This is a genomic window from Yersinia sp. 1252 StPb PI (assembly GCF_048593885.1).
GTDB lineage: Bacteria > Pseudomonadota > Gammaproteobacteria > Enterobacterales > Enterobacteriaceae > Yersinia > Yersinia enterocolitica_E.
The window spans coordinates 1-8,730 of sequence record NZ_JAZGQE010000182.1 but is presented as its reverse complement, the minus strand read 5'-3'; the positions used below and the strand labels follow the sequence as shown (position 1 = coordinate 8,730).

Here is an 8,730-nt window from a genome sequence, read left to right as displayed (position 1 = left end):
TCAGAAGTGAAACGCCGTAGCGCCGATGGTAGTGTGGGGTCTCCCCATGCGAGAGTAGGACACTGCCAGGCATCAAACACGAGTTATCAGAGTGACATCTGGTAACTGACAAAATCGCTTAGAGCGGTTTTGCACAGCGCGGAGCGCTGGCCCTGTTAAGGGTAAGTATCGGGAAGATACACGTAAAAGAATCGGTGGAGCGGTAGTTCAGTTGGTTAGAATACCTGCCTGTCACGCAGGGGGTCGCGGGTTCGAGCCCCGTCCGTTCCGCCACTTATTTAAATTATGCCTGCTTATCTTAGCAGGCATAATGTTAAGCATAATTTAGGGGCGTAGCTCAGTTGGTAGAGCACCGGTCTCCAAAACCGGGTGTCGCGAGTTCGAGTCTCTCCGCCCCTGCCATATAAATAACCCTTCGCGAAAGCGAGGGGTTTTTTTATGCCCAAAAATCGTAATTAGTACATTTATGATACGCCGATACACTTACATTACTTCTTTAACATAGTTCTGCTTTTATCTTGACCTCTGTTCTGACCACTATTCCCTCATATTTTCCATCCATTTTACCAATTCCAAAAAGATCTTTTTGTTCGAACAATATTCTGCCATTAACAACCGTTATTTTTTAAGCCTGACAAAATTTTAAAAGGTAACGTTCCCAATGCATACCTATTTAGCTGAATTTATGTACAAAACGATTGTTATTCTGTGGTGTGACGTTGCTCATTATTACTTTTACAAAATGTACTAAAACTAATTAACATTTTAGCTATCAGGAAGCTCACCTTAAAAAACATCATATGCTTTTAGAACAACATAATTTGCAAATTGGCCGATGCTCAGGACAGTAAATGACCTGAATGATTATCTTAACTGTTCTTCGGAATGGTAGTGAGTCAGCGGCTCGACGATGACAAGTGAGGAGAGAAATATGTACAGGCGTTTACTGTTAGCAGCAGCTGTAACAGCGGCAATGTGTAGTGCAGTCCAAGCGGCTCCGCTAGTCGTGGGTTTTTCTCAAATTGGTTCAGAGTCCGGTTGGCGCTCTGCGGAAACTAAGGTTTCTAAACAAGAGGCTGAAAAGCGCGGTATTACATTAAAAATCGCGGATGCTCAACAAAAACAAGAGAACCAAATCAAGGCTGTTAGATCGTTTATTGCTCAGGGTGTTGATGCCATTTTTATTGCTCCTGTGGTTGCAACGGGTTGGACACCGGTTTTGCAGGAAGCGAAAGAAGCTAAAATCCCGGTATTCCTGCTTGACCGAATGATAGAGGTGAATGATCCCTCCTTGTACACCGCCGCAGTGGCTTCAGACAGTGTATATGAAGGTAAAGTCGCTGGTGAGTGGCTACTGAAAGATGTGGCAGGTAAACCTTGTAATGTGGTTGAACTACAAGGCACTGTTGGCTCGAGTGTGGCTATTAACCGCAAGAAAGGTTTTGCTGACGGGATAGCGTCGGCACCTAACGTAAAAATAATTCGCTCTCAGTCCGGGGATTTCACACGGAGTAAAGGCAAAGAAGTAATGGAGAGTTTCATTAAAGCGGAGCAAAACGGTAAGAACATCTGTGCTGTCTATGCACATAACGATGATATGGCGATAGGTGCCATTCAAGCCATTAAAGAAGCCGGGTTGAAGCCGGGTTCAGAGATCAAAATTGTATCCATCGATGGCGTTCCTGATATTTTTAAAGCGATGAGTAGCGGAGAGGCTAATGCTACTGTTGAGTTGACACCGAATATGGCAGGCCCTGCTTTCGATGCATTAATTGCGCTGAAGAAAGATGGCACCCAACCGCCTAAGTTTATCCAGACAGAATCTCGTCTGTTACAGCCTGATACGGCTAAACAGGAATACGAATCTAAGAAGAGCCTTGGTTATTGATTCAAATGGCGGGGCTTGCTCCGCCTGCTTTCGTCACCTGTATTTGGGCAATATCTGAGTCGTTTTTGAACGTGGGTACATCTGATGGAAACACTGCTAGAAGTCCGTGGCTTGTCAGTTGAATTTCCTGGTGTTAAGGCATTGGACTCTGTCGATTTTTCTCTGCTTCGCGGTGAAGTTGTCGCATTGTTAGGGGAAAATGGTGCAGGAAAGTCGACTTTAATCAAAGCATTAACTGGGGTCTATAAGCGGGCCGCCGGTGAAGTTTATTTAGATGGTAAGGCCATTTGTCCCATTGATACTGCGGATGCCCAGAAACTGGGGATTGGCACTGTTTATCAAGAGGTCAACTTGCTGCCCAATATATCTGTTGCGGCAAATCTATTTATTGGCCGTGAGCCATTACGTTGGGGGTTAATTGACCATCGTACGATGAATCTACAGGCAGAAAAACTGCTAACGGGCTATGGTCTTACATTAGATGTGCAGCAACCGTTAGCTAACTTTTCTATTGCAATACAACAGATTGTCGCCATTGCTCGCGCGGTCGATCTATCAGCAAAAGTACTTATTCTGGATGAGCCAACGGCAAGTTTAGATGCTAAAGAAGTCAGTATGTTGCTGGATATTTTACGTCAGTTACGAGATCAGGGTATCGGTATGGTATTCGTGACGCATTTCCTCGATCAGGTTTATCGGATCAGCGATCGTATTACTGTCTTACGCAATGGCAAACTTGTTGGCACTAAAACAACCGCAGAACTTCCCCGTATCGAATTGGTTCAGATGATGTTGGGCCATAGCTTTGATGAGCAATTACTCAAACGTGGTGAACATAATATTGTGGCAAGCAACCCACTGGTTGAGTTTAAAAACTATGGTCGGCGGGGTGTGGTGGAAAATTTCGATTTGGCTGTTTCTCCTGGTGAAATTGTCGGACTTGCTGGGCTATTAGGATCTGGGCGCACCGAGACTGCGCAATTAATTTTCGGTGTTACGACACCGGATACTGGGGAGGCCAAAATACAAGGCAAGCCCGTTAAGATCCGAACACCACGCACGGCATCAAAATTCGGTTTTGGCTATTGCCCAGAAGATCGTAAAACTGATGGCATTGTCGGTGCTGCAACAGTTCGGGAGAATATTATTCTGGCCTTACAGGCCCAGCGCGGATGGTTAAGGCCACTTTCAATGCGGGAACAAACTCAAATTGCTGAGCAATTCATTCAACAGCTTGGTATTCGTACTCCTGGCCCTGAGCAACAAATTCAGTATCTCTCCGGTGGAAACCAGCAAAAAGTTTTATTAGCGCGCTGGCTTGCCACAAAACCTCGATTTTTGATTTTAGATGAGCCAACGCGCGGTATTGACGTGGGGGCGCATGCTGAAATTATTCGGCTGATTGAGAAACTGTGTGATGAAGGGCTGGCACTGTTAATTATCTCTTCCGAATTAGAGGAATTGGCAGGTTATGCCGATCGCGTCATTGTTCTGCGTGACCGTCGACATATTGCACAACTCGGTCACGATGAGATTTCCGTTCCTGCCATCATGCAGGCGATCGCGGTGCAATAAGGAGTTACTTCATGGTTAATAGGAGCCTGTCAATGCCGCAACGACCGCGCAAAGTTAAATGGGTCTTGCCGAAAGGTGCCACTCAATTTGGTGCTCTGGCGGTCATTTTATTGATTGATAGTTTAGTCGCCCCGAACTTTTTCTCGATCCATATTCAGGATGGACGGTTGTTTGGCAGTGTCATCGATATTCTAAATCGCGGTGCTCCCGTTGCTTTACTGGCATTAGGTATGACACTGGTCATTGCTACTGGCGGCATTGATTTGTCGGTTGGTGCGGTAATGGCAATAGCCGGTGCAACTGCGGCCACACTGACCAGTGCTGGATATCCTTTGCCAATGGTATTAGTCGCCGCCCTTGCGGTTGGCGCGTTATGTGGTTTATGGAACGGTTTCTTAGTGGCGGTATTACAAATCCAACCGATTGTGGCCACCTTAATGTTAATGGTGGCAGGACGGGGGATAGCCCAGCTGATTACTGAGGGGCAGATTGTTACATTTGATACGGGTGGCTTGGCGAAGTTGGGTAGCAGTACGCTGATGTATTTGCCGATGTCAGTAGTCATCGCATTTAGTATGTTGATTATAGTGTGGTTATTGACCCGAAAAACAGCACTGGGTCTATTCATTGAGTCTGTTGGTATCAACTTACGATCAGCACGTAATGCGGGAGTGAGTACTCGCTTGGTACTGATTGCCGTGTATGTGATTTGTGGTATCTGTGCAGCGGTCGCTGGCATTATTGTGACGGCAGATATTCGTGGTGCCGATGCTAACAATGCTGGTTTATGGCTGGAGCTGGATGCAATTCTGGCGGTAGTCATTGGTGGTGCATCTTTAATGGGAGGGCGATTTAATCTTTTGCTTTCGGTTATTGGTGCTTTGATTATTCAAGGGATGAATACAGGGATCTTACTTTCAGGCTATCAGCCAGAGTTTAACCTGGTCCTTAAAGCTATTGTGGTATTAGCCGTCTTGATTGTGCAGTCACCGATGATCTCATTTAGCCATATCTTCACGAGGCGAAAATAATGTTAAAGCGCAATATTCCTTTGCTGATTACTATCGCCGTTTTTATTCTGGGATACGCTTTTTGTCTCAGTCAGTTCCCCAGTTTCTCCTCCACCCGAGTGTGGTGTGATTTACTGACTGATAATGCTTTTCTGGGCATTGTCGCCGTAGGGATGACTTTCGTTATTCTATCGGGCGGCATCGATTTATCGGTTGGGTCGGTAATTGCATTTACCGGCGTGTTATTGGCTAAGTTAATCGGAACTTATGGTATTCACCCAATGTATGCTTTTGCCATTGTCTTAGTTATGGGGGCGATGTTTGGTGCATTGATGGGGTGGATTATTGATTCTCTGAAACTCCCTGCGTTTATTATTACTCTGGCTGGGATGTTCTTCGTTCGTGGTATGAGTTTTATCGTCTCTGAAGAGTCGATACCGATTGATCACCCACTTTATGCCACGCTGGCGAACTATGCCTGGAAAGTTCCTGGTGGTGGGCGATTCACATTATTAGCCTTCATCATGCTAATGGTTGTGGCATTTGGCATTCTGTTGGCTCATCGAACCCGCTTTGGCCATAATGTTTATGCCATCGGGGGTAATAGCGTTTCTGCCGGACTGATGGGTGTTCCTGTCAGGCAAACGACAATTAAAATTTATATGTTATCGAGCACGTTAGCCGCGCTATCGGGAATCGTTTTCTCACTCTATACCTCTGCTGGCTATGCATTAGCAGCCAGTGGTGTTGAGCTCGATGCCATTGCCGCAGTCGTTATCGGTGGCACATTACTTACCGGTGGTATCGGGACAGTTTTCGGCACGCTGTTTGGTGTCTTGATTCAGGGGTTGATTCAGAGCTACATCACATTCGATGGCACACTTAGCTCATGGTGGACCAAAATTGTCATCGGAATATTATTATTTAGCTTTATTGCGATTCAGAAGGCGATGAGTGCTTTTTATCTGAACCGGCGTGCTCGCCCTCAGTCGCCGCCACTTAATCCCGTATAGCGCTCTGAGCTGCGTTATTCATCGGTGTTTTTAATAGTTGTCGAATCAATGTTTGCTGGTCACTGTTTTGCAACCAAACAGCATACAGTGGCCGCACAATAGCTGGCATATCAGCGTTCATGGCTAATTGAGGGTATTCTTTTTGCCAGTGTTCGGGCAGGAAAGCACAGCCACCGGTGGTTTCTAATAGCTGCCGGGTCAAATGTGCCGATGTGGTCGTTAATACCGCCATTTGCTCGCTCTCCAGCAATCTATTCTCTTGCTGATGAAAATCAGCTCCCCACTCAAGCTTGATATAAGGTGCTTCATTTGCATTTTTATGCTCGGCGTCTGGCTCAGTTTCTTTCGATAAATCAATCGGCTCAAAAGAAAATAGTCGCAGCGAAAAATGCCCTAACAGTTGGCTTGCCAGTTCATCCATTTTAGGTGGTTCGGTCGTTATCAATAAATCCAGTTGCCGTTCGTGCAACTGTTTCACCAGCGAGTGCCGCAGTGCAATCCGCGCCTCAAGGCGCAATGCCTCTCGTTGTTTATATAATTGTTGCAACCACGGAGTGAGGTATGCCTCCCACAGTGAGGCGGTTGCACCAATGGACAACTCGGTATGCTGTAGTGAGTGAGCAACCTCTTTTTTGGCTAGTTGCCAGGTACTCATTAGTGTTTCTGCGTAAGGCACCAAACGTTCTCCCGCAGGTGTCAGACGAATATTATTGCGATGACGAGTGAATAAATTTGCACCTAATTGATTTTCCAACTGACGGATACGAAAACTTACCGCCGACTGTGTTAAGTACAAAGATTCAGCAGCGCGACCAAAGTGGCGAGTCCTACTGACCTCCAAAAAGGTTTTCAGTAATTCGGTATCCAAACCCATCTCCAATTTTTTTTGTCGTTAAGATTTAAATGTTTTGTTTTACACGCTGTCAAGCCTATCTAATACTCCGCGCCATAAACAGCACGACCATGAGAGAATTAGGAGCGTGTCAGATGGCGGATAGCTTCATCACGACCAATCGTTTTTTTGATAATAAGCATTATCCTCGCGGGTTCTCGCGCCACGGCGATTTCACCATTAAAGAGGCGCAATTACTAGAGCGCCATGGCTACGCCTTCAACGAACTCGATCTCGGAAAACGCCAGCCTGTAACGGAAGAAGAACAGTTGTTTGTTGCTGTTTGTCGCGGCGAACGTGAGCCCGTCAGTGCCGAGGAGAAAGTCTGGTCCAAATATGTGACCCGAACTCGTCGTCCTAAACGCTTCCATACTCTATCAGGCGGCAAGCCGCAGATGGATGCGGTGGAAGATTATACCGATAGCGACGATTAATCCCCTCTTATCCTTCGTCCTAGAAATCGCAGGGGTGTTAGCGGCGCACTCTTACCCGAATCACTTACTTGAGTAAGTTCATCGGGATGCGTTTGCTTGCTGCCTACCTGCGATTCCAATGACGTTGGATATCAGATAGGTGTTTGATAATAGGGGGTTTTTCTCCCCTATTTACATCAGGCTCTTGTGTAACTGCAACAGCAGCCGGTCCATACAACGATAGCTCAGTGCTTCAGAAAGATGATTTCTTTGGATGTAATTCTCCTGAGCGAGATCGGCAATGCTCCGCGCTACTTTTAAAATATGGTGCCAGGCGCGTACCGACAAACCCAGCGTCAGCAGGACTTGCTCCAGAAAGGCCGCATTCTCAGGAGCGAGGGAGCAATATTCGGCAATTTCTTGGCTATTAAGCTGCGAATTTATCTTCCCTGCTCGATCCAATTGCCTCTGCCTTGCCTGCAATACTCGTAGCCTAACCGTTTCACTGCTTTCCCCTTGATGTTTCTGAGCCCCCAGCATACCTGATGGCAGCAATGGCACCTCTATCGACAAATCAAACCTGTCCAGAAACGGCCCCGACAATTTTGCCAGATAACGCAGAATCTGTTGTGGCGGTGTACGGTTATGGACACCCTGATAATGGCCACTGGGGCTGGGGTTCATTGCGGCAATCAGTTGCACTTTGGCAGGAAAGCACACTTTAGCCGCTGCACGAGAAATGATAATTTCGCCTGATTCCAGTGGCTCGCGCAGTGAATCCAGCACCCGACGTTCAAATTCGGGTAATTCATCCAGGAAGAGTACACCATTGTGCGCCAATGAGATTTCACCGGGGCGTGGAATAGAACCACCGCCAATCAGTGCCGCCATTGAGGCGCTATGGTGGGGGGCGCGAAAAGCCCGGCAGCGCCATTGGGCGGGTAGCGCGTTACTGTGCAGTAGACCGTTAATGGCCGCGGCCTCTAATGCCTCTTGATCCGTCAGCGGCGGCAATAATCCAGTTAACCGATTTGCCAGCATCGTTTTGCCCGTTCCTGGTGGCCCGAGTAATAGCAGGTTATGGCCCCCCGCCGCAGTAATTTCTAAGGCTCGCTTAGCCTGTGACTGCCCGATGATATCTTGCAGGTCGAGGCTGCTATCCCACTCTGGTGCAGATTCAACTAGCTGGCCCTGATCAAGGGTATTTTCACCCTGTAAAAAACCGCACACGGCTAACAAGTGATCGGCAACCCGGCTGTTGCCTTGTGGAATAAGACCTATCTCAAGATTATTCGCGACCGGAAGAATTAATTGCCGCTGAACTTGGCTACTGGCGAGTGCTGCCGGAATTGCGCCGCTAACCCGCCTTAGCGCCCCTGATAGGGCTAACTCACCCAAGAACTCATAGTGGGTTAATTTATCCGCAGGAATCTGCTCTGACGCTGCCAGTATTGCTAAAGCGATAGGGAGATCATAGCGGCCACCCTCTTTCGGCAAGTCTGCCGGTGCCAAACTAACGGTGATACGTTTCGCCGGAAAGGTGAATCCACTGTTGATTAATGCGCTCCGAACCCTATCTCGAGCCTCTTTTACGGTGGTTTCCGGTAATCCGACCAAAATCAATCCGGGGAGCCCATTGCTGATATGAACTTCTACTGTAACCGGTGGGGCCTGAATGCCTAATGTGGCGCGGGTATGAATGGTTGCCAGTGACATGGTGCTTTCCTTTGCCGTGATGTGTCCTTAGGGCTACCGGGACTTTTATTAATCGACCGGGCTGAGATACGAGGTAGCCGCAGCAGTGTGCCCTAGGTCTTTTTTGAGTACAGCGAAAAAGAATTGATTTGCGAACGCTCGCGAGAAATTTCGCTGCAAGGGAAGTATCAAAATTAAAAATTGCGATACGGTACGCAAAAAAAGGCTAAACTACTGATATGAG

7 protein-coding genes and 2 tRNA genes are annotated in these 8,730 nt (G+C 47.3%); 7 read left to right on the top strand and 2 right to left on the bottom strand.

Features of this window, described 5'->3' with window-relative positions:
• Positions 1–196 precede the first annotated feature (196 nt).
• From V2A85_RS19605 to yjfF, 6 genes are all read left to right on the top strand, one after another.
• Positions 197–273 (top strand) — tRNA-Asp (locus tag V2A85_RS19605).
• Positions 274–326: 53 nt separating this feature from the next.
• Positions 327–402, top strand: a tRNA-Trp gene (locus V2A85_RS19600).
• Positions 403–931: 529 nt separating this feature from the next.
• Positions 932–1,888 (top strand): galactofuranose ABC transporter, galactofuranose-binding protein YtfQ, encoded by a 957-nt coding sequence (gene ytfQ, locus V2A85_RS19595; RefSeq protein ID WP_005162730.1) that lies wholly within the window; start codon positions 932–934, stop codon positions 1,886–1,888.
• A gap of 84 nt (positions 1,889–1,972) precedes the next feature.
• Positions 1,973–3,463, top strand: coding sequence for a galactofuranose ABC transporter, ATP-binding protein YtfR (gene ytfR, locus V2A85_RS19590; RefSeq protein ID WP_420072141.1), 1,491 nt, complete (start codon positions 1,973–1,975; stop codon positions 3,461–3,463).
• An 11-nt stretch (positions 3,464–3,474) separates the two neighbouring features.
• Entirely contained in the window at positions 3,475–4,494 is a 1,020-nt protein-coding gene (gene ytfT, locus V2A85_RS19585; protein WP_420072140.1) for a galactofuranose ABC transporter, ATP-binding protein YtfT, read from the top strand.
• Positions 4,494–5,486 (top strand): galactofuranose ABC transporter, permease protein YjfF, encoded by a 993-nt coding sequence (gene yjfF, locus V2A85_RS19580; protein ID WP_083161832.1) that lies wholly within the window; start codon positions 4,494–4,496, stop codon positions 5,484–5,486. The genes ytfT and yjfF overlap by 1 nt, the downstream gene beginning before the upstream one ends.
• On the opposite strand, the gene hdfR is transcribed toward yjfF, so the two are convergent.
• On the bottom strand, positions 5,473–6,354 hold the full coding sequence (hdfR, locus tag V2A85_RS19575) for an HTH-type transcriptional regulator HdfR (RefSeq protein ID WP_372560100.1): 882 nt from the start codon (positions 6,352–6,354) through the stop codon (positions 5,473–5,475). The genes yjfF and hdfR overlap by 14 nt on opposite strands.
• Positions 6,355–6,473: 119 nt before the next feature.
• On the opposite strand from hdfR, the gene V2A85_RS19570 reads away from it, so the two are divergent.
• On the top strand, positions 6,474–6,812 hold the full coding sequence (locus tag V2A85_RS19570) for a DUF413 domain-containing protein (protein WP_005190326.1): 339 nt from the start codon (positions 6,474–6,476) through the stop codon (positions 6,810–6,812).
• 171 nt (positions 6,813–6,983) lie between these two features.
• On the opposite strand, the gene V2A85_RS19565 is transcribed toward V2A85_RS19570, so the two are convergent.
• Positions 6,984–8,507 carry a YifB family Mg chelatase-like AAA ATPase gene (locus tag V2A85_RS19565; protein WP_372560099.1) on the bottom strand — a complete coding sequence of 508 codons (1,524 nt, stop codon included), beginning with the start codon at positions 8,505–8,507 and terminating at the stop codon, positions 6,984–6,986.
• Positions 8,508–8,730 lie beyond the last annotated feature (223 nt).

Excerpts from the sequence above, each read along its gene's own strand:
- ytfQ (WP_005162730.1), top strand. The coding sequence starts at position 932 with ATGTACAGGCGTTTACTGTTAGCAGCAGCTGTAACAGCGGCAATGTGT.
- V2A85_RS19565 (WP_372560099.1), bottom strand. The coding sequence starts at position 8,507 with ATGTCACTGGCAACCATTCATACCCGCGCCACATTAGGCATTCAGGCC.
- ytfT (WP_420072140.1), top strand. The coding sequence starts at position 3,475 with ATGGTTAATAGGAGCCTGTCAATGCCGCAACGACCGCGCAAAGTTAAA.
- V2A85_RS19570 (WP_005190326.1), top strand. The coding sequence starts at position 6,474 with ATGGCGGATAGCTTCATCACGACCAATCGTTTTTTTGATAATAAGCAT.
- ytfR (WP_420072141.1), top strand. The coding sequence starts at position 1,973 with ATGGAAACACTGCTAGAAGTCCGTGGCTTGTCAGTTGAATTTCCTGGT.
- yjfF (WP_083161832.1), top strand. The coding sequence starts at position 4,494 with ATGTTAAAGCGCAATATTCCTTTGCTGATTACTATCGCCGTTTTTATT.